The organism is Rhodococcus sp. T7, assembly GCF_009872365.1.
Taxonomy (GTDB): domain Bacteria; phylum Actinomycetota; class Actinomycetes; order Mycobacteriales; family Mycobacteriaceae; genus Rhodococcus_F.
On the sequence record NZ_WXYH01000037.1, the window covers coordinates 1 to 20288 of the forward strand.

Sequence of the window (20288 nt, forward strand, 5' to 3'; positions counted from 1 at the left end):
GCCAGCCCGCTGACGGCCCCGGACGCGGTCAGCGAGGCGATCGCTGCCCACGTGCTGGAGTTCTTCGACCACGAGGTCCGGCGTGGACGCCTCCCGGAGAACACCCTGCTGCCACTGCAGGCGGGCGTCGGAAACGTCGCCAACGCCGTCCTCGGTGGTCTCGATCGCGGCCCGTACCGGGGTTTGACCTGCTATTCCGAGGTGATCCAGGACGGCATGCTGCACCTGATCAAGCACGGCACCGTCCGGTTCGCGTCGGCTACCGCGCTGGCACTCTCGGAGGCGGGGATCGCCGAGCTGACGTCCAACATCGACTTCTACCGGCAGCACATCCGGCTGCGCCCGCAGGAGATCAGCAACCACCCCGAGGTGGTCCGTCGGTTGGGGATCATCGCGATGAACGGGATGCTGGAGGCCGACGTCTACGGAAACGTCAATTCGACGCATGTCATGGGGACCAAGATCATGAACGGCATCGGCGGATCCGGGGACTTCGCGCGCAACGGCTACCTGTCGATGTTCCTCAGCCCGTCCACGGCGAAGAACGGGGCGATCTCGTCGATCGTCCCGATGACCCCGCACGTCGATCACACCGAGCACGACACCCAGGTACTGGTCACCGAGCAGGGCCTGGCCGACTTGCGGGGGTTGTCGCCGCGTCGCCGAGCACGGGTGATCATCGAGCGCTGCGCGCATCCGGAATTCCGGCCGCTGCTCACCGACTACGTCGAGCGGGCGACGGCAACTGCGGGAGCCGGCCAGACGCCGCACCTGCTCGGGGAGGCGTTCTCGTTCCACCAGCGGTACCTGGAGTCCGGCTCAATGCGACTCTAGGACGGTCACCTTCCCGCTCTCCCGTCGGGGGTTGATCTTCCGGGGCTCGTCCGCGAAGGCAAAGCGACGCGATCTGGGACCTGGAGGGACCGATGGCCGATGGTTCGAATAGCGCACCGGCGCAGGGCATGTGGCGCCCGTTGACCCGGGTCTACGGGCGGCCCGTCCACCCTGCACCCAGGCAGAGAGATCTGAGGTGCCCCACGCTTGCCCGAGAGTCAATCCGTCTGTCGGACTCGAACTAGCGGATCTACCAGACATGGGACTGAGCCGCGGACACAATAGAAGGCCGTAGCGGCAGTTCGTCCCAACGCCGCGACTACTGGGGGCGGACGACAACCAGACGGGGGCGAAGTCGTCGGCGGGATCTCGACGGCCGCAGCGACGTCGCAAATCAGCGCGCGGCGGCGTATCGACCAAACCTGCGACGTCGATGGCGTACGGCGCGGCCAGTTCGTAGTGGGCAGGACGGGCCGACGCACGGCGAAGCAGGGCGATCGCGCCCTCCACATTGCCGCGCCGGACGTGGGTGATGCCGACCATGAGCTGGGCCAGGCCTTGCCACAGCATCCTCTCGTCGTCCGGACCGGTTTTCCCCGCGGCCTCGAGCACCTCGTGCGCGTCGAATGCCAGACGAGAGGTTCGGTCGGCGCGAGCTCGAGATCATCCGGGATACGCGGAATGCCCGTACTACGTCAGCGGAGTCGTTCTCACCGTACGGCTCCCGCTGTGCCGGTGCCTATCTGCGGGCGCCGCCACAGCTCCCATGCGAGTCGCAGGACCCCGATCGCGGTAAGAACGGTCAGCGACAAGACGGCGGGGACGGAAATCGCCGCCGGAAAAACCAGGAGGGCCGCGACGGCGGTGAGGAGCCGATCGACGGTGAGCTGATGGTGGTCACGCCATCGGTAGGCCACCTCGGCGGCGTAGAACAGTGCCACCCCACCGGTGAGGGCGAGGGCGGCCAGCGGCGCCAGCGGCTCGTCGATGTGTTCCACCGAAACCCGTGCCCCGAGGGCGAAGAAGACGACCCCCGCGACGAGCGGCAGGTGCAGGTAGCTGTAGGCGTCGCGCGCCAGGCGTGCCCGATCGACGCTGGGTGTTCGCCGCATACGTTCTTCGGCGCCGGCGGCGAGGCCGAAGTAGGTCCACCACAGGGTGGCCGAGATCAGCACCCCGAGCACCACCGCGCCGAGAACCGCGGGTTGGCGCAGGTTTTCGGTTGCCCCCGTCCCCAGCGCGATGATCGTCTCGCCCAGCGCGATGATGATGACCGAACCGTGGCGCTCGATGAAATACGAAGGTACGACCCGAAGTCCGCTGATTCCCGCTATCAGGGGACTGCCGAAGTCGACCGCAGCGGCCGCGACCCACAGCAACTCACGGTAGGGGGAGGCCACAAAAGCGGCGGCAACGATCAAGGCCGGCCCGACCAGCAGGCCCGGCGCCAGTCGGCGGATCGCCGACGCCAATCCATCCTCGTCTCGGGATGACGAGGCGAGGAACATACCGACGTTGATGAGGCGGACGGCGAGCAATGCGAGCCCGAAAACGAGGGCCCCGGTGGTGAAGGCGGTCGGCAGTGCGATCGCCGCGATGAGCATCGCCGCCATCGCGACGATGATCAAAGTCGTGTGCGTCACCCGCGCCGTTTCGAATGTATTGGTCAGCCAGGCGTAGCACACCCACGCCCACCACAGGGCGAGCAGAGCGAGCACACCCCGGCCGAAACCCTGCCAGGAGATGTCACTGAGCATCAGGTGTGTGACCTGCGACATCGCGTACACGAAGGTGAGGTCGAAGAACAACTCCAGGTTGCCCACCGACCGCCTATCAGACTCCTGCGATCCGTCGGTGTCGGGCTCGCGGCCGGCGGATCCCCCGGCGGCGTTGCCGTCGTTGACCGTCATCGTCGACCAGTGGCCATGATCATCGCCCGTTGCTATTCACCAGTAATGTTGTTCTCCGATATCACCTTCTCGGGGGTGATCCGCACCAGCAGCATCCCCTCGCCCGCATTGAGCCGGCCGTACTCCTGCGCCCGCTCCGCCCCGACGTAGCGGCGGGCGTTGAGAGTGGAGGCGCGCAACACCTCATCCGGATCGGTGCTGACGCTGGCGCGGCCCTCGATAAGGACGAACGCGTACGGCGGGCGATCGTCATCGATGCACAACCCGACCCGTGGATCGTGAAGCACCGCCCGGCCCTTGACGGACTTGGACCCGGTGGTGATCAGCAGATCGTCGCCTTCGAGAACGAACCACACCGGCACGACGTGCGGGCGACCGTCGCGGCGAGTGGTGGCCCACTTGGCCGTTCGGGTTCCGGCGGTGACGAAACCGCGATACTCGGCATCCGACATTGCTGGCATGACAACCTCCGCGGTGAGATCGCGAGTTCGGTGTCGGCACCGCCACGGGTCGCAGCGGAGCCGGTTGGCGCGTCGCCCTATGTGTGGAGGACGACTTTGGTCCATCCGTTGTCGCACGTGGGGCTACGAGGTTGCCGCCGGCATCGACCACCGCAATGTTCGACGGCGACTCGATCTCGTCAGCTTTGGCCTGCCCGGCGGCGATCACCCGCTGCGCATCGTCGAGGGACACCGAAGTCTGGTTCACTGTCATGACGCACCCGTCCGGGGCTTCGCGAACTGCGCGACGATGGCCTGACAGAACGCGGGGAGGTCGTCGGGCGAGCGGCTCGAGATCAGGTTCCCGTCGATCGCGACCTCTTCGTCGACGACGTCGGCCCCGGCGTTGCGCAGGTCGGTCCGCAGACTCGGGTATGAGGTGAGCGTTCTGCCTTTGGCCACACCGGCTTCGACGAGGGTCCAGGGACCGTGGCAGATTACCCCGACCGCAACATCGGACACAGCCCGATCTACGGTGAACGTGCCGGCCGCGTCGAGGTCGTTGTTGCGTGCCTGGATTTCGCCGGTCTTCGGCGACAGCAGCTCCGTGTGCCCACCGGCTTGGTGCACCGCGTCGCGGGGTCGCTCGAGTTCGACTCTTTCGACCCCGTCGGCAGCAAGTATCGCGATCCGCTTGCCCTGCAGTGTCATTGCCATCGTTGTGCTCCTCTCGGTCCGGGCCGCCTCACGGATGCATTACGACCTTGGTCCATCCGTCGTCGCGGGCATCGAAATGCTGGTAGCCGGACTCGGCCTCCGCCAGTGGCAGTTCGTGGGAGACGATCCAGGACGGCTTGGCACGGCCCTGGTGGATCAGGTCGCGCAGCTGCCGGTTGTAGTGCTTGACGTCGGCCTGCCCGGTTCCGACCTTCTGCCCCTTGAACCAGAATTTGCCCATGTCGAAGGCGATCTTGCCGTGGCGTTCGAGTTCGTCGGGGCCGTTTCGGTCCTGGGGCAGGAAGATGCCGACCACCCCGATGTGGCCGGTGAAGCGCACCGAGTCGACGAGCCGGTTCATCGTCATCGCGGCGTCCTCGTGACCCTGCGGGTCGTGCGCCTGATACCCGACGCACTCACAACCCTTGTCGGCACCCTGCCCGCGGGTCTGTTCCAGGACCTGCTCGACCGGGTCGCCCTTCGAATCGTCGATCGGAATGACGCCGATCTCCTCGGCGAGCTTGAGCCGGTCCGGATGCCGGTCGACGATCATCACCTTGCTCGCGCCCTGGATCATCGCCGAGTATGCCGCCATCAGGCCGACCGGCCCGGCCCCGTAGATCACCATCGAATCGCCGGGCTGCATGTCGGCCAGGCGGGTGCAGTGCCAGCCGGTGGGAAAGATTTCGGAGAGCATCACGTAGTCGGTTTCCTTGTCCTGGGCATCCTCGGGCAGCCGCAGACAGTTGAAGTCGCCGAACGGCACCCGCAGAAATTCCGCCTGCCCGCCCCAGAACGGGCCCATCCCGGCGAACCCGTATGCGGCGCCGGCCATCTTCGGATCCGGGTGCACCGTCAGGCAGAACGCAGTCAATCCTTCCTCGCAGTTTCGGCAGAAACCGCAGCCGATGTTGAACGGCAGGCACACCCGATCCCCGGGTGAGACCTTGACCACCGCATTGCCCACCTCGGCGACGATCCCCAAGTTTTCGTGACCGAGGACCATCCCGGGCTCCAGATCGGTGCGGCCCTCATACATGTGGAGATCCGACCCGCAAATGTTGGTGCTGGTGATCTTTACCAGCACATCGGTCGGCTGCTCAATCCTCGCATCGGGCACATCCTTCACATGAACCTCACGTGGCCCGTCGTACACAAGCGCTTTCATCTCGACTCCCTGATGCTGCGTTTTTCGGTGGATCCCGGCCCGGCGGCCACAGGCGGTTACGTGTGAGCGACCGAATGAATCGTGCTGCTGGGGCAGACGCGAACGGAACTGAAAGCAAAACCAAAACTTTTGCGCGCCAACATGTTTCGAGGAACAGCCGACAACAGCGGGCGCATTCCAGGCGTCGCATTCCGTCCACCATGGAGTCTCCTCTTCCGGCTCCACGATTACTAGGGGTGAGATCGGTTTCCTTGATTTGTGGGATCGCGGGCTTCTTCCCTTTACCGGTCGATGGTGTGATGCTGGACCATGTCCACCACCTCGAACAGGAGACCCGACATGGCCACCAAGGCGCTGCTGGTCCGACTCGAAGCCAAACTCGGCAAGGAAAACGCGGTCGAGGAATTCCTCCGATCCGCGCTGCCGCTCGTCGAGCAGGAGCCCGGCACGAAGCCTTGGTTGGCGGTACGGTTCGGTCCCTCGACGTTCGGCATCATCGACGCATTCCCCGACGAGGCCGCCCGTGAAACACATCTCAATGGGCCGGTCGGCAAGGCCCTCGGTGAACGCGCCGACGAACTCTTCGCTGCGCCGCCCGAAATCAGCAACCTCGACGTGCTCGCCGACAAGCTCTGAACCACCGACTGGAAACAGCCCGCCCGCAAGCTCGACAGAACCGAAATCACCCACGCGGACCCGAACCGAGACACGCGAGTCCGCCCAACCTGTCGAATCTTGGTGCACAACGACGAGGCGAGCGCAGACTGATCCGTCACCGGGCCCCACCAAACTCCACGGAACTCGGGACATCCTCCGCGACCACCATGCTCACCTGGGTCAAAGAACGCTCGGTGTTCTCAACGTCGTGTAAGTGCATGATTCTCACGAACTTGCCGGAATCCGCATCCCGGTCGCTATCCCGTAAGGCGATCGGTCACCGGACGCGCCAAGGCCGGCCGTCGGGCGCCCTCGCCGATTGAGTTTAAAAGGCGATCGATTCCGGTGATGGATCGGTCGACGGTATATCGCAAACTTCGTCAGCGTTCGCGAGTTGGGTCGCGGGTTCGTAGGCCGCGATCATCACGCCTCGTTCGACTGACTCTGGGTCTCCTCGATGCGCTGCCGCTGCCGGACCCCGTACGCCGCCTCCTTGACGGCGGCGTCGTCCTCGAGACCCGACCCGAGCGCCCCACCGATGGTTGCGATGGATGCCAGCAGCCAGGTGAGCGTGAGGTAGTCGGAGAAGTTCACCGCTCGCCCGAGAACGGGGGACAGCAGTTCCGGGGGAAGAGCGAGCGCCGCGATGAACAGCACCGAGACCTGCTCACCGGCCGCACTGAATTGCCCTCCCTGCAGATGCTCGTTCACGCCTTCGCATACCCGCCCGGTCTGCCCCCAACCTCCAGGCAGTGGCTGCGAGTCGATCACGGCGCCGCCGCGGATCTCCGCCGCCTCTGTACCGTAAACACCACGAGCGGCCGAGGACGCACCGTCGACACGACTACAACCGGCTAGCCAACGCAACGTGCCGGGCCGCAACACAGATCCTGTCCACGCCCGTGTTGGTCGCTCTTGGAATCGTCGTCAGCTGGCGGGGCGGTCTGTCACGGTAACCGAAATCTGCTGGGTCTCGCCGCCGCGGAGCACGGTCAGTTCGACTCGATCGCCGGGGTCGACGGCACGGATCGCCGCGATGAAGTCCTCCGCCGACTCGGTGTCGTGGCCGTTGACCGCGGTGATGACATCACCCGGCCGGATACCCGCGGTCGCAGCCGGACCGAGCGGGACGACCTCGAGGACGACGACACCGCTGGTGCGGTCGACTGCCAATTGTTCGGCGATCTGCGGGGTCAGCGTGCCGGGCTGAATGCCGACGTACGCATGCTGGGCGGTTCCCGAGGCCAGCAGCTGGTCCGCGACGTCGACGACATTCGCCGCGGGGATGGCGAAACCCAGAGCGACCGCACCCGCCGACGGGGGAATGTAGGCCTGGCTCATCCCCACGACCCGCCCTTGTCCGTCGATCAGGGCACCCCCGGAGTTACCCGGCGAGATCGCGGCGTCGGTCTGGATCAGGTCGACCAGCGGCGCCCCGGTGGAAGCCGACCCGGGGATCTGACGGTGCAGTCCCGAGATGATGCCCGAGGTGACCGTGGCCTCGAACCCCAGCGGACTGCCCACGACTACGGCGAGCGCGCCGACCTCTGGCAGCGCTGTCTCGAACGTCGCCGCAGTCAGATCCGTGCGGTCCGCTTGAAGGACCGCGACGTCGGTCACACGATCGACAGCACGCACGTTCGCGGACACTTGTTGCCCGTCCGCGAAGGCCACACTCACCTGCCGGGCACCCTCGACCACGTGGGCGTTGGTGACGATGGTGCCGTCGGTCTTGTAGACGATGCCGCTGCCCACGCCGGACCCGGTGAGCACGGTGACGACAGAGGCCTCCACCTGCCGGACCAGTGCCGGCAGGTCTACGGCAGGCCCCGCTGAGGGCGTCGAGGTGGTGGGAGCCGAGGCGCCGCATCCCGCGAGGAGGAGGACCACGATCGCGACCAGCGGCACCCAGAGCGAGGAACGTACGGTCGACGGTACGCGCATCAGCGACCGCCTCCGTGAGGAATCGGTCTCCTACTTGCACCTGCCGCGAGCGGGCCCACCCGATCAACATACCCCTCCCTGCTCCCGTGGTCGGCGACTCCCGACCCACGTCACTTACCGATGGAAAATCTACATCGACGATTACAGTGCGCGTGCTCAACTGCTGCGGCGACGAGTCGTATATTGTTGTACTACTATTGCTTTCAGACCAGCTTCCCGGCTTCCGCCCGATTCGGTTGCCGTACAGCGAAATCAGACTGTAGTGACTACACAGGATGGGCTGATCCAACAGCTGGAAAGTGGATTTCGTCACTGGTTCGATTCTGCACCAGGGGATTTTCGATTCTGCACCAGGGGATTAGGGCCCACCACCGAGGGCCTGATCCTCTACGTGAGGATGAAGAAGCTGTTGTTCCCAGCGCTCCCGCGACTGTACTGACAGGGTGGAATCGACTTCCTGCTTTCGACCTGCGGGGCCCTAGGCACCCACCTCCTTCGGCTGCGAAAATTTCTTATCGGGAGTTCAACTCATGGAATTCCGCGAGCAGTGGCTGATGCCCGGAGTGCGCGCACCGGCCGCCTCGAGCGGGTTCCGGCGGACATCTATACCCTGGGTGAGGTGTGGACGCCACTGTCTCCCGTTGTGTGGACGCCCATTAGGCGAATCTTGGTGACGCCCAGAGGCGGATGAGGAACTCTCAGGCGGTTGAGCCTCCGTGAGCTCAAACGGTTGACTGATCGACCGAACGCCGAACTGGTATGCGCGGGCTCGGCGAATCCCAAGCCATCGACGCCTAGGGGGCGTGATGTCAGAGTCCAGTGGCGGGACCTCCGCGGTACGTCCGAACCGACCTGCCCGCCAGGTTGTAGCAACGTTCGACAACTACGCCGACGCGGAAAGCGCCGTCGACTATCTCTCCGACCAACATTTCACGGTAGACAAACTGACCATCGTCGGTCGCGATATCGAGCTGGTCGAGCAGGTCGTCGGCCGATTGAATTACGGCTGGGCCGCTCTGCGCGGCGCCGCCGCGGGCGCGCTGACGGGTGCGCTGTTCGGCTGGATCTTCGGGTTACTCGACTGGGTCCAACCGCTGCTCACGGGCCTCGCGCTCGCCTTCTACGGGTTGGTATTCGGTGCCGTTGTCGGCGCTCTGCTCGGCCTGCTCATGTATGCGCTGCAGGGCGGCCGGCGCGACTTCACCTCAATCCAGTCATTACAACCACGTCACTACGAAGTCCTCGCCGATGTCGAGGTCGCGGACGAAGCCGTCCGCCTGCTCACCGGCCGGACCGATCGAAAGGAATGAGTCATGGCGACTGCTGTGGGTATAGACCTGGGCACCACCAACTCGGTCATCGCAAGCTGGCAAGGCGGCGAGCCGGTGGTGATCTCCAATGTCGAGGGAGCGCGGACGACGCCGTCGGTGGTGGCGTTCACCGAGAGCGGTGAGCGCCTGGTGGGTCAGCTTGCCCGACGGCAGGCGATCCTGAATCCGAAGGGCACGATCTACTCGGCGAAACGCTTCATCGGACGTCATTACGACGAGATCTCCGAGGAGGCCAAAGCGGTCAGCTTCGACGTCGTGCCGGGTGACAACGGTGAGGCCCGATTCGACGTGCGGGGAAAGAAGTACGCGCCGGAGGAGATCAGTGCCCTCGTGCTGCGCAAGCTCGTCGACGACGCGAGCAAGTTCCTCGGTGAGAAGGTCAAGGAAGCGGTCATCACCGTTCCGGCCTACTTCAACGACGCGCAGCGCAACGCCACCAAAGACGCCGGCCGGATCGCAGGCCTCGAGGTTCTGCGGATCATCAACGAGCCGACCGCTGCGGCACTGGCGTACGGCATGGACAAGCAGACCCACGAAACCGTACTGGTCTTCGACCTCGGCGGCGGCACCTTCGATGTGAGCCTGCTCGACGTCGGCGAGGGAGTGGTCGAGGTTCGTTCCACGGCCGGCGACTCCCACCTCGGCGGCGACGACTTCGACCGACGCCTGGTGGACTACCTCGCCGACGAATTCCAGCGTGCGGAGAATATCGATCTGCGCAAGGATGCGCAGGCATTGCAGCGCCTCTTCGAGGCCGCGGAGAAAGCCAAGGTCGAGTTGTCCTCGGTCACCCAGGCTCAGGTCAACTTGCCCTTCGTCACCGCAGACGCGAACGGTCCCAAGCACCTCACCACCACGATCATGCGATCGAAGTTCGAGGATCTGACGGCGGATCTGGTGGAACGCTGCCTCGACCCCGTGAAGCAGGCGATGAGTGACGCCAAGGTCACCGCCAACGACATCGACGAGGTGATCCTGGTCGGTGGTTCGACACGTATTCCGGCGGTGCAAGCGCTGGTTCGCCGGCTCACCGGCGGTAAGGACCCGCACATGGGCGTCAACCCGGACGAGGTCGTGGCGCTCGGTGCCGCGGTCCAGGCGGGCGTGCTCAAGGGCGAGGTCTCCGATGTGCTGTTACTCGATGTCACACCGCTGTCCCTCGGCGTCGAGACGCAGGGCGGGGTGATGACCAAGATTATCGAGCGCAACACGACGATCCCGGCCCGGCGCAGCGAAGTGTTCTCCACGGCGGAAGACAATCAGTCCGCCGTGGACGTCGTGGTGCTGCAGGGCGAACGCGAACGGGCCGCCGACAACCGGGTGCTCGGCCGGTTCCGGCTGGAAGACATCCGTCCCGCGCCACGCGGTGAGGCCCAAGTCGAAGTCACGTTCGATATCGACGCCAACGGCATCCTCAACGTCACCGCCCGCGACAAGGACACCGGCAAGGAGCAGAGCATCACGATCAGTGAGCAGGGCAACCTGGACCAGAGTGAGGTCGAGCGCATGCTCGCCGAGGCCGAACGGAACCGGGGTGAGGACGAGGCGCTGCGCAAGGCGGTCGACGCACGCAACGCGCTCGATTCGGTTGCATATCAAGTGGAACGGCGACTCGCCGAACTCGGTGACAGTGCGCCACCGCACGACAAGGCGCGGGCCGAGATGCTGATCGCCGACGCCAGGAAGGCCGTGAAAGACGGTGCTTCACCCGCGGAGGTAGAGCCGCTCACCTCGGAGCTCCAGCAGTTGCTCTACGGGCTCGCGCCGGTCCAGGACGGCGGCGACGGACACCAGGCCGGCGACGCCGAGGCTGCGTCGTCGGATGACGACGACGTGATCGACGCCGAATTCGATCGAAGCTGAGGCACACGATGGAAAGGTCTGCAGATCATTCGACGACCGAGCCGGCTACCGACGGTACCGACAGGGATCAGACCGAGACGGCGCCCGATCGCACCGACACGGGGGCCGAGTTGGCTCAACTCGAGGACCGCTGGCGCAGGGCCGTCGCAGATCTGGACAACCTGCGCAAGCGGTATGCCAAGGATCTGGACCGTGAACGCGCCGCGGAGGTGGCGAAGGTTTCCGCGGCGTGGCTGCCGGTACTGGACAATTTGGAGCTTGCGCTGGCTCACGCGGGCAGCGATCCTCAGACCGTCGTCGAGGGTGTGAAGGCGATCCGGGATCAGGCGGTGCAGGTGCTCTCACGGTTCGGCTTCGAGCGCCACGACGAGGTCGGTGTGCCGTTCTCCCCGGAGCTCCACGAAGTGGTCAGTGTGGTGGCCCAACCCGACGTTCCCTCCGGGACCGTGATCGAGGTCTTGCGCCCGGGTTATGGAGAGGACGGGCGGCAGTTGCGTCCCGCCGCGGTGGTAGTCAGCCGCCCCGAGGGGTGAGCACCGATGGCGCGTGACTACTACGAAGTGCTCGGGGTCCCGCGGGGCGCCGGCACCGACGAAATCCAGCAGGCCTACCGCAAGCTGGCCCGCAAGTACCACCCCGACGTGAACAAGGACCCCACTGCGGAGGACAAGTTCAAGGAGGCCAACGAGGCCTACCAGGTGTTGTCCGACCCGGACACCCGGAAACGCTACGACCGATTCGGTGACGACTTCCGGCGTGTGCCCGAGGACTACGACGAACGGGTCCGGGCAAGCGCCGGTGGGTACGGCGGCGGTGGGTACGGCGGCGGCGGTGGCGGGGGCAGAAGGGTGCACTTCGGTCAAGGATTCGGTGGCGAGGGCGCCGTCGACTTCGAGGACCTCTTCGGGCAGATGTTCGGCGGCGGTGGCGGGTACGGGCCGATTCCCGGCGCCGATCAGGAAGCGGAACTGGAGTTGACCCTGGAAGAGGCGTATCGGGGCGGCAAACGCACTCTCCGATTGGACGGACGCCAGTACGACGTCGACATTCCGGCCGGTGTCCTGGACGGCCAGAGAATCCGGCTGGCCGGGCAAGGTGGCCGGAGCAACGGCGACGCGCCGCACGGGGATCTGTACCTCGTGGTGCGGATCAAGCCGCATTCCCGGTTCCGGGTACGAGGCCGGGACATCTACGTCGATCTGCCCGTATCGCCGTGGGAGGCGGCACTGGGGGCGAGCGTCGTCGTTCCCACCCCGGGTGGCGAGGCGAAAGTCAAAGTGGTACCAGGCTCGTCGACGGGAAGGAAGCTGCGACTGCGCGGGGAGGGAATGCCCAATCCGCGGGGCGCCAACGGCAACCTCTACGCCGAGATCAAGGTGATGGTGCCGTCGAAACCGACAGCACGCGAACGCGAGCTGTTCGAGCAGTTGGCCGCCGAATCGAACTTCGATCCGAGGAAAGAGAAATGAGCACCCCGACCCCGGTCACCCAGTACGTATTGGTTCGCCGTACCGGGTTGTCGCCCGATGCCTTCGCACAACGTACCGGTCTGCACCCGGATCTGGCACGAAAGCTTGTGGCTCTCGGCCTGCTCGACGCACGCCGCGACGCCGGCGGCGAGATGTCGTTCGAACCATCCGAAGTGGCCCACGCCGCCCGTATCCAACGGCTGCGGACCGGTCTGGGCCTGAACTACTCGGCAATCGGGCTCGTGCTCGATCTGCTGGATCGAATCGAGAAACTCGAAGCAGCTTCCCGCAGAAGGAGGACACCCCCATGGACACCGGCAGCCTGACTGAAAAGTCACGAGAAGCCCTGCAGGAAGCCCAGAACGTCGCGACCAGAATGGGTCACACCGAGGTCGACGGAGAGCACCTGCTGCTCGCGTTGGTCGATCAGCAGGAAGGGTTGGTCCCCCGACTGCTCGAGCAGGCCGGCGCGAACGTCGATGCCCTGCGATCCGACCTGGAACGTGAACTGTCGCGCAGGCCGAAGGTCAGCGGCCCCGGCGCGACGCCCGGTCAGGTGATGATCACCCAGCGTTTGGCCAAGCTGCTCGACGCCGCGGAGCGGGAGGCGAAGCGACTCAAGGATTCCTACGTGTCGGTGGAGCATCTCGTGATGGCCCTCTCCGAGGAGGGGTCGGCCAGTGCGGCGGGGCGGGTCCTCGCCAGTCATGGGGTCACACGAGAGGCCTTCCTCACGGCGCTGACGAAAGTGCGCGGCAATCAACGCGTCACCTCGGCGACCCCGGAGGGGGCGTACGAGGCTCTGGAGAAGTACGGACGCGACCTCGTCTCCGAGGGCCGGGCAGGCAAACTCGATCCGGTCATCGGCCGAGATGCCGAGATCCGCAGGGTAACGCAGATCCTGAGCCGGAAGACGAAGAACAATCCGGTGCTGATCGGCGACCCCGGCGTCGGCAAGACCGCGATCGTCGAGGGCCTCGCCCAGCGGATCGTCCGCGGCGACGTGCCCGAGGGCCTGCGCGACAAGACGATCTTCTCGCTCGACATGGGTTCCCTGGTGGCCGGCGCGAAGTACCGCGGCGAGTTCGAGGAGCGACTGCAGGCGGTGCTGTCCGAGGTAAAGGCGGCCGAGGGGCACATCCTGTTGTTCGTCGACGAGTTACACACAGTGGTCGGTGCGGGATCAGTCGGCGGCGAGGGATCTCTCGACGCCGGCAACATGCTCAAGCCGATGCTCGCCCGCGGCGAACTGCACATGATCGGTGCCACCACTCTCGACGAGTATCGCAAGCACATCGAATCCGATGCCGCACTGGAGCGTCGCTTCCAGACCGTTCTCGTCGACGAGCCCAGCGCCGAGGATGCGATCTCGATTCTGCGCGGACTTCGAGAACGCCTCGAGGTGTTTCACGGCGTGAAGATTCAGGACGGCGCACTGGTGGCCGCCGTGACCCTCTCGCACCGGTACATCACCGACCGCTTCCTTCCGGACAAGGCGATCGATCTGGTGGACGAGGCGTGTGCCCGGCTACGCACGGAAATCGATTCGATGCCCGCCGAACTCGACGAGCTCACCCGGAAGGTGACCCGGCTGGAGATCGAAGAGGCCGCGCTGTCCAAGGAAACGGACGCGGCCAGCAAGACGCGCCTCGACGAGCTGCGTAAGGAGCTGGCCGATCTACGGGCCGAGGCCGACGCCCGGCACGCTCAGTGGGAGGCGGAGCGGCAGGCGATCCGGCGGGTGCAGGAGCTGCGGGGAGAGCTGGAACGATTGCGCCACGAGGCCGAGGAGGCGGAGCGTAACTACGACCTCAATCGGGCCGCCGAGTTGCGATACGGCGAGATCACCGAGTTGGAACGCAGGCTCGCGGCGGCGGAGGAGCAACTGGCCACCAGGCAGGGACAGAATCCGTTGCTGCGTGAAGTGGTCACCGAAGACGAGATCGCAGAGATCGTGGCCGCATGGACGGGTATCCCGGTCGCCCGGCTGCAGGAAGGCGAGCGGGAGAAGCTGTTGAAGCTCGACGAGATTCTGCACGAGAGGGTCGTCGGTCAGGACGAGGCCGTGCAACTGGTCGCAGACGCGGTGATCCGGGCGAGGTCCGGTATCCGTGATCCGCGCCGGCCGATCGGTTCGTTCATCTTCCTGGGCCCGACGGGCGTGGGAAAGACCGAGCTCGCAAAGACGCTGGCCAGTGCCCTCTTCGACAGCGAAGACAACATGGTGCGCCTGGACATGAGCGAATACCAGGAGCGGCACACGGTGAGCAGGCTCATCGGTGCGCCCCCCGGGTACGTCGGGTACGACGAGGGCGGCCAGCTCACCGAGGCGGTACGCCGCAAGCCGTACTCCGTGGTGCTCTTCGACGAGATCGAGAAGGCCCACGCCGACGTCTTCAATACCCTGCTGCAGGTGCTCGATGACGGCCGGATCACCGATTCTCAGGGGAGACAAGTCGATTTCCGGAACACGGTGATCATCATGACCTCCAACATCGGATCCCAGCATCTCCTCGACGGAGTCACAGCCGACGGCGAGATCAAGCCGGACGCCCGGGAGCGGGTGCTGGCGGAACTGCGCGGGCACTTCCGTCCCGAGTTCCTCAACCGGGTCGACGACATCGTGTTATTCACTCCGCTCACGCTGCCCCAGATCGAGCACATCGTCGAGCTGCAGCTCACCGATCTCCGGAACAGGTTGTCGGAGCGGCAGATACACCTGGATATCACGCCGGAAGCACGCCGGCTCATCGCCGAACACGGTTTCGACCCGGTCTACGGTGCGCGGCCGCTACGGCGGTACATCGCCCACGAGGTCGAAACGAAGATCGGTCGCGCGCTGTTGCGCGGCGAGATCGAACCAGGTGGCACCATCGCTGTCACGGTGGACGGCGGCGAGCTCGCCGTCGCGTACGCCGAACCCGCCGTCGCGGCGGCCTGAGAAGAGGTGTCTGGTCATGGGATCCGACAAGGTGAAGTGCCCGAACTGCGGCAAGGTCAACAAGGTGCCGGCGGCCGGGGAAGGACGACCGCGCTGCGGGAACTGCCACGAGCCGCTGCCGTGGATCGCCTCGGCAGGGGACGACGACTTCGCAGAGGTCGCCGAGAAGTCCTCGGTGCCTGTGCTCGTCGACCTCTGGGCGACGTGGTGCGGCCCGTGCCGCATGGTCAGCCCGGCGCTCGAGCAACTCGCCACAGAACGCGCAGGTCAGATCAAGCTGGTCAAGGTCGACGTAGATGTTGCTCCCCAGACGGCCGAACGGTTCACCGTCCGCGCCGTGCCGACTCTGCTGGTGATGGACCGGGGTGAGGTCCTCGCTCGGCAGGCGGGCGCAGCTCCGGTACCCCAGCTGCGCACGTGGCTCGATCAGGCACTCTCGGAAAATGCAGGCAAGGAGGCGAAGTCATGACCTTTGTCCATGCGGATCCGCACGTGACGGCGATCCGGGCCGTGGTGCCCCGGACCCCGCAGGGTTGCGAGGAATGTCTTCGCCTCGGCACCCCGTGGGTGCATCTGAGGCTCTGCCTGACGTGCGGACACGTCGGTTGCTGCGACTCCTCGCCGGGCAAGCACGCGAGCGCGCACGCTCACACCATCGGCCATCCGATCGTCCAGTCGATGGAGCCCGGTGAAGATTGGCGCTGGTGTTATGTCGACCAGAACTTCGTCTGAGGACGCCACACCCGTCGGCGACGTTCCGTCGGTCGACGACGAGACTCCGGATGCGGTCGGAGCATTCCCGCGGCTGACGGACGACCAGGTCGCAACGCTCGAGACCGGTGGCACGCGTCGATCGGTTCACGCCGGCGAGGTTCTGATCCGTGAGGGCGCGCCCAGCCACGACTTCTTCGTCATCCTTTCCGGCAAGGTCGCGGTCGTCGACGAGGGCGCCGGGGACGGCGAACGCCGGATACTGCGCCTGCACGGTCCCGGCCGCTTCCTGGGCGAGCTCGGACTGCTGGAAGGCCAGGTGGCGTTCTTCACCGCCGAGGCGATCGAAGACGGCGAGGTGCTCGTCGTCCCAGCCGAGCGGGTGCGCGAACTCGTTGCCCACGATCCCGTGCTCAGCGATCTGATCCTGCGCGCCTACCTGGTGCGCCGGCACCTGCTGATCGGGCTCGGTTCGGGGTTCCGGATCATCGGCTCCTGCTATTCCCCGGACACGTTGCGGCTTCGCGAGTTCGCGATGCGAAACCGACTGCCCCACAGATGGATCGATCTGGAGCAGGATGAACGGGCGGAGCAGCTGCTACGCAGCCTGGACGTCGCCCCCGAGGACACTCCCGTCGTGATCTGGCACGGCGAGAAGGTGCTGCGCAATCCGACGAATGCCGAACTCGCCCGCATCGTCGGGCTTCCGGTCCCGGACTCGGTCCCCGACGCAGCCCAGGACGTATGCGATCTCGTCGTGGTAGGTGCGGGACCGGCCGGTCTGGCCGCGTCCGTGTACGGCGCCTCGGACGGGTTGAACACGGTGACGCTGGAGTCGATCGCCTCCGGCGGCCAGGCGAGTACCTCCTCCCGGATCGAGAACTACCTGGGCTTTCCGGCCGGGATCTCCGGCTCCGAATTGGCCGAGCGGGCCGTGCTCCAGGCCGGGAAGTTCGGCGCCCGCATCCTGGTGTCGGCGGAGGTGACCGGTCTGGGATCCGAGGACGGGAACCATGTGCTCCGACTGGCGGATGGCGGCGCGGTCCACGGCCGGGCCGTCGTGCTCGCCACCGGGGCGCGGTATCGCAAGTTGACGGTTCCGGGGATCGAGGCACTGGAGGGGACGAGCGTGTACTACGCCGCGACCCATCAGGAAGCGCGGATGTGCGGCACCGACCCGGTGGCAATCGTCGGTGGCGGAAACTCCGCCGGACAGGCCACCGTTTTTCTCGCGGACCATGTTTCCCACGTTCACCTGCTCATCCGCGGCGGTGACCTCGGAAAGAGCATGTCCCGGTACCTCGTCGACCAGATCGAGCGCCATCCCCGGGTGACCGTGCACCGGCATACCGAGATCCGCGAAGTTCACGGTGAGAAGTACCTCGAAGAGATTGTGGTCGAGGACAATCACACGGGGGAGCAGGACACGATCCGGGTGCACGCCCTGTTCGTCTTCATCGGGGCGATGCCGCACACCGGGTGGCTGGCCGACGCGATCGCGCTCGACGACCACGGCTTCGTCCTCACGGGCGTGGACGCGGTCCACGCCCGAGGGGACGGCAACCGGCGGCGGATCGGCGCCCAGGTGTCGAGGACGCTCGAAACCAGCCGGCCGGGTCTGTTCGCGGCGGGCGACGTCCGCAGCGGCTCGGTGAAACGGGTCGCATCCGCTGTCGGTGAAGGAGCGATGGCGGTCCGCCAAATCCATGAATACTTCGATAGGAGCTGACGACATGCCAGTGATGGGCACCGTGAAATTCCAGCGGTTCTTCCGGGCAGCGGCCGGCCTGCAGGTCGACCGGAACGATCTCAAGCGCTATACCGATTTCATCGACGACAAGATCTACGACTTGATCCTCATCGGCAAGGCCTCGGCAAAGGCAAACCTGCGGGACGTGATCGAACCGTGGGACCTGCCGATCACCAAAGGACTGCAGGAGAGCATTCACCGGTTCGAGAAACTGGACGAGGAGATCGAACTACAACCTCTGCTCGATCAACTGACGGCCCGGCCACCGTTGGACATGGCCCTCTCCGAGCAGACCGAGCAGCGACTGCCGCTGATCGCCGGAGGCCTGAGCGTGGCGCTGGCGCATACCTTCGTCACGGTCGAGCCGGACCGTAAGAACCCCGGGACCGCGGAATGGAACGTCGCCTTCGACATCTTCCACCTACTGCTCTGACCACCACCCGCGTCCCCTGCAAGCCAGTAGATCCGGGACGCGAAAACTCATCAAGCATGAGTGACGGGGTCCGTCACTTGCGCAGATTGATGCTGTTGTAGACGGACGCTCGGATTCGAATGGGCAGCAAGTTGTCTCCGTGATCGCCGCGTCCCCGCAGGGGGAGTTCGCACAATGATCGACCGGGCGATCCGGCGGGATCGACACTGCGCCGGTGGTGTGGTCTTCCCCTGCACGTCAAGCGCATGCTGTGGTCCTATCGAGCGGGGGCCGGCAGGGGCGCCTGGTGCATCATCACCGCTGCGACCGCCCGAGCCAGTTCCGGGTCGGCCACCCCGCCGGTGGGGGCGACCAGTGTGGTGCGGGTGGTGGCCACCGGATCCTGGTGCTGGTCGGTCATCAGGTTCTTGATGACGATGATGTCGGTACCGCCCATCTGCCGGAACGACTCCAGGCAAACGTCACAGTCCAATCGGTCCCCGACCTGCACCGGCCGATGCAGAATCAGCTGCTGGTCGGTGTGCATCATCTGGCTCAGGTCGTAGCCGACCAGGACCCGCACGAACAGTTCCTCGATCGCGAACGCTCCGAGGATGCTGACGAACGTGATCGGTGCGATCAGTCCGTCGTATCCGAGCTCGTGGGCGGCGCCGTCGCGGTGATGGGCCGGATGCGGATCCAGTACGGCCCGGGCATACTCGCGGATGTTCTCCCGCCCGACCTCGTAGTCGGTGACCCGATGACGGCGGCCGACCAGACCCGCCATCAGGGCCGCGACTTCGGTTGCCCCTGTCACGGTGTCTCGCATCTTTTGTAGCGGTAGCGGCGGATCGCCCACCGGCCTGGGCGGTGGTCGTAGCGTTCGCGGTGGAAAGGCCCGCACGCCCCGTCGACACAGTCGCCGCGGAAACGACTTCGACGCATCTCCCGGATCATGGTCACCGTGAGCAATCCTCGCGAACCTGCGCGGCGATGATCTGGACCAGGCTATCGAGGGTGGTCAGGTCGGCGTCGCTCATCTCTTTCCAACTCCCCCTGAGCCTCTGCCGAACGCAAGCAGCCGCCTCCGGTCCGTTCCCGGTATGTGACGGACGTCCCGAGATCGTGCGTCGTCGACCCCGGCGCCACAGTGGACGGACTCGTCCACGCACCCTCCGCCCGATGCTGGCCGGCCCTGCCGACAAAGAAGGCGACCGGAACTGCGATCACCATCGACGTCACAGCGATACACGCGTCGACAGCCAACCGTAGGACACCGACACCACTGGCAAGGTGTTCCCGGTACTTCATCTGTGCCCGCCCTCCCTGCAGGTGTGTGTGCGCCGGACGATCCGGTGCGTTGCCAGAACATTACTGAGGAAGCCGTTCGTGTACAAACCCTCCTCCGTTGTCCATACGCTGAGCGCCCGCCCGCGAGTGCCGCCGCACCCCCGAACGGGCGCCATCGCACAAGGCCGCGAGGGAGACCCGAAGGGCCCGCTCCAACGTGCACGGCCACGTGGCCCCGGTCACGACCGAACGGCCGGTGCAACTCCCCGGCTATCTATGCGCTAGAAAATAGGGCGTGGATCCAGAGCAGGTGTTTGGCGACGAGGCGCAACGGGTGGGCAGTTTCCGGTTCTTCCTGGACGGGCAGCGGTGGGAATGGTCGGACGCGGTCGCCCGGATCCACGGCTACCAACCCGGTGAGATCACCCCGACCACCGCTTTGCTGCTCTCCCACAAGCATCCCGAGGACCACCCGCGTGTCGCGCGGGTCCTGGACCGGATGATCAGTGACGCCGAACCGTTCAGCAGCAAACACCGCATCATCGACACCGCCGGAACAGTCCACCACGTGGTGGTCGTCGGGGACCGCCTGCACGACGACACCGGTGCCGTGATCGGCACCACCGGGTTCTACATCGACATCACCGACGCGCACACCAGCGATGTGCAGGACTCCGTCGACGAGGCTGTCGCCGAAATCGCGGAGTCGCGGGCGGTGATCGAGCAGGCCAAGGGCGCACTGATGCTGGTCTACGGCATCTCCGCCGAACGGGCGTGGCGCTCCTGAGGTTTGTGTGGGCGTCATTTCTGCTGTTCAGGGTGGGTTGTGTTGTTGGACGCAGCGTTCGGCG

At 65.7% G+C, this 20288-nt stretch carries 18 protein-coding genes and 4 pseudogenes; 13 read left to right on the top strand and 9 right to left on the bottom strand.

Features of this window, described 5'->3' with window-relative positions; all coding sequences use genetic code 11:
• Positions 1 to 834: acetyl-CoA hydrolase/transferase C-terminal domain-containing protein (locus MLGJGCBP_RS05630; RefSeq protein WP_328799403.1), on the top strand; the 834-nt coding region annotated here is incomplete at its 5' end.
• A 319-nt stretch (positions 835 to 1153) separates the two neighbouring features.
• On the opposite strand, the pseudogene MLGJGCBP_RS51425 reads toward MLGJGCBP_RS05630, so the two are convergent.
• The 6 genes and pseudogenes from MLGJGCBP_RS51425 to MLGJGCBP_RS05660 form a co-directional block, all read right to left on the bottom strand.
• Positions 1154 to 1526 (bottom strand): annotated as a pseudogene (locus tag MLGJGCBP_RS51425) (DUF309 domain-containing protein); the annotation flags it as partial.
• Between the two features lie 18 nt (positions 1527 to 1544).
• Positions 1545 to 2744, bottom strand: coding sequence for a low temperature requirement protein A (locus MLGJGCBP_RS05640; protein ID WP_160094387.1), 1200 nt, complete (start codon positions 2742 to 2744; stop codon positions 1545 to 1547).
• A gap of 32 nt (positions 2745 to 2776) precedes the next feature.
• On the bottom strand, positions 2777 to 3205 hold the full coding sequence (locus MLGJGCBP_RS05645) for a PPOX class F420-dependent oxidoreductase (RefSeq protein WP_236580938.1): 429 nt from the start codon (positions 3203 to 3205) through the stop codon (positions 2777 to 2779).
• Positions 3206 to 3368: 163 nt separating this feature from the next.
• Positions 3369 to 3458: pseudogene (locus MLGJGCBP_RS05650) on the bottom strand (heme-binding protein); the annotation flags it as partial.
• Positions 3455 to 3901 carry a DJ-1/PfpI family protein gene (locus tag MLGJGCBP_RS05655; RefSeq protein WP_160094388.1) on the bottom strand — a complete coding sequence of 149 codons (447 nt, stop codon included), beginning with the start codon at positions 3899 to 3901 and terminating at the stop codon, positions 3455 to 3457. The pseudogene MLGJGCBP_RS05650 and the gene MLGJGCBP_RS05655, both read right to left, overlap by 4 nt.
• 28 nt (positions 3902 to 3929) lie before the next feature.
• Entirely contained in the window at positions 3930 to 5294 is a 1365-nt protein-coding gene (locus MLGJGCBP_RS05660) for a glutathione-independent formaldehyde dehydrogenase (RefSeq protein ID WP_236580939.1), read from the bottom strand.
• 114 nt (positions 5295 to 5408) lie between these two features.
• Here MLGJGCBP_RS05660 and MLGJGCBP_RS05665 point away from each other — a divergent pair, with 114 nt between their 5' ends.
• The gene (locus MLGJGCBP_RS05665; protein WP_160094389.1) at positions 5409 to 5705 is read left to right on the top strand and encodes a putative quinol monooxygenase; all 297 of its coding nucleotides are present in this window, start codon (positions 5409 to 5411) and stop codon (positions 5703 to 5705) included.
• 444 nt (positions 5706 to 6149) lie between these two features.
• Here MLGJGCBP_RS05665 and MLGJGCBP_RS05670 read toward each other — a convergent pair.
• Together MLGJGCBP_RS05670 and MLGJGCBP_RS05675 are read right to left on the bottom strand one after the other, a co-directional pair.
• Positions 6150 to 6383 (bottom strand): annotated as a pseudogene (locus MLGJGCBP_RS05670) (hypothetical protein); the annotation flags it as partial.
• Positions 6384 to 6653: 270 nt separating this feature from the next.
• On the bottom strand, positions 6654 to 7670 hold the full coding sequence (locus MLGJGCBP_RS05675) for a S1C family serine protease (protein ID WP_160094390.1): 1017 nt from the start codon (positions 7668 to 7670) through the stop codon (positions 6654 to 6656).
• An 806-nt stretch (positions 7671 to 8476) separates the two neighbouring features.
• Between MLGJGCBP_RS05675 and MLGJGCBP_RS05680 the strand changes: the two genes are divergently transcribed.
• From MLGJGCBP_RS05680 to MLGJGCBP_RS05725, 10 genes are read left to right on the top strand one after another with little or no spacing between them, the layout of a single operon-like run.
• Positions 8477 to 8980, top strand: a complete 504-nt coding sequence (locus tag MLGJGCBP_RS05680; RefSeq protein ID WP_160094391.1) for a general stress protein — start codon at positions 8477 to 8479, stop codon at positions 8978 to 8980.
• Positions 8981 to 8983: 3 nt separating this feature from the next.
• Positions 8984 to 10864 carry a molecular chaperone DnaK gene (gene dnaK, locus MLGJGCBP_RS05685; RefSeq protein ID WP_087555157.1) on the top strand — a complete coding sequence of 627 codons (1881 nt, stop codon included), beginning with the start codon at positions 8984 to 8986 and terminating at the stop codon, positions 10862 to 10864.
• Between the two features lie 8 nt (positions 10865 to 10872).
• The gene (locus tag MLGJGCBP_RS05690) at positions 10873 to 11397 is read left to right on the top strand and encodes a nucleotide exchange factor GrpE (protein ID WP_160094392.1); all 525 of its coding nucleotides are present in this window, start codon (positions 10873 to 10875) and stop codon (positions 11395 to 11397) included.
• A gap of 6 nt (positions 11398 to 11403) precedes the next feature.
• Positions 11404 to 12333, top strand: coding sequence for a DnaJ C-terminal domain-containing protein (locus MLGJGCBP_RS05695; RefSeq protein WP_160094393.1), 930 nt, complete (start codon positions 11404 to 11406; stop codon positions 12331 to 12333).
• Entirely contained in the window at positions 12330 to 12659 is a 330-nt protein-coding gene (locus tag MLGJGCBP_RS05700) for a chaperone modulator CbpM (protein WP_087555154.1), read from the top strand. Before MLGJGCBP_RS05695 ends, MLGJGCBP_RS05700 begins: the two co-directional genes overlap by 4 nt.
• Positions 12641 to 15274: an ATP-dependent chaperone ClpB gene (gene clpB, locus MLGJGCBP_RS05705; protein WP_160094394.1), complete on the top strand. Its 2634-nt coding sequence runs from the start codon at positions 12641 to 12643 to the stop codon at positions 15272 to 15274. The genes MLGJGCBP_RS05700 and clpB overlap by 19 nt, the downstream gene beginning before the upstream one ends.
• A 16-nt stretch (positions 15275 to 15290) precedes the next feature.
• Entirely contained in the window at positions 15291 to 15743 is a 453-nt protein-coding gene (gene trxA, locus MLGJGCBP_RS05710) for a thioredoxin (RefSeq protein WP_087555152.1), read from the top strand.
• A complete protein-coding gene (locus MLGJGCBP_RS05715; protein WP_087555151.1) occupies positions 15740 to 16006 on the top strand; it encodes a UBP-type zinc finger domain-containing protein in 267 nt (88 codons plus the stop codon). Before trxA ends, MLGJGCBP_RS05715 begins: the two co-directional genes overlap by 4 nt.
• Positions 15984 to 17714: an FAD-dependent oxidoreductase gene (locus MLGJGCBP_RS05720; protein WP_160094395.1), complete on the top strand. Its 1731-nt coding sequence runs from the start codon at positions 15984 to 15986 to the stop codon at positions 17712 to 17714. Before MLGJGCBP_RS05715 ends, MLGJGCBP_RS05720 begins: the two co-directional genes overlap by 23 nt.
• 13 nt (positions 17715 to 17727) lie before the next feature.
• Positions 17728 to 18168: a DUF1931 family protein gene (locus tag MLGJGCBP_RS05725; RefSeq protein WP_179220082.1), complete on the top strand. Its 441-nt coding sequence runs from the start codon at positions 17728 to 17730 to the stop codon at positions 18166 to 18168.
• Between the two features lie 256 nt (positions 18169 to 18424).
• Here MLGJGCBP_RS05725 and hadA read toward each other — a convergent pair whose 3' ends face one another.
• On the bottom strand, positions 18425 to 18976 hold the full coding sequence (hadA, locus tag MLGJGCBP_RS05730; RefSeq protein WP_160094396.1) for a (3R)-hydroxyacyl-ACP dehydratase subunit HadA: 552 nt from the start codon (positions 18974 to 18976) through the stop codon (positions 18425 to 18427).
• A gap of 756 nt (positions 18977 to 19732) precedes the next feature.
• On the opposite strand from hadA, the pseudogene MLGJGCBP_RS05735 reads away from it, so the two are divergent.
• Positions 19733 to 20221 (top strand): annotated as a pseudogene (locus MLGJGCBP_RS05735) (PAS and ANTAR domain-containing protein); the annotation flags it as partial.
• Between the last annotated feature and the right edge of the window lie 67 nt (positions 20222 to 20288).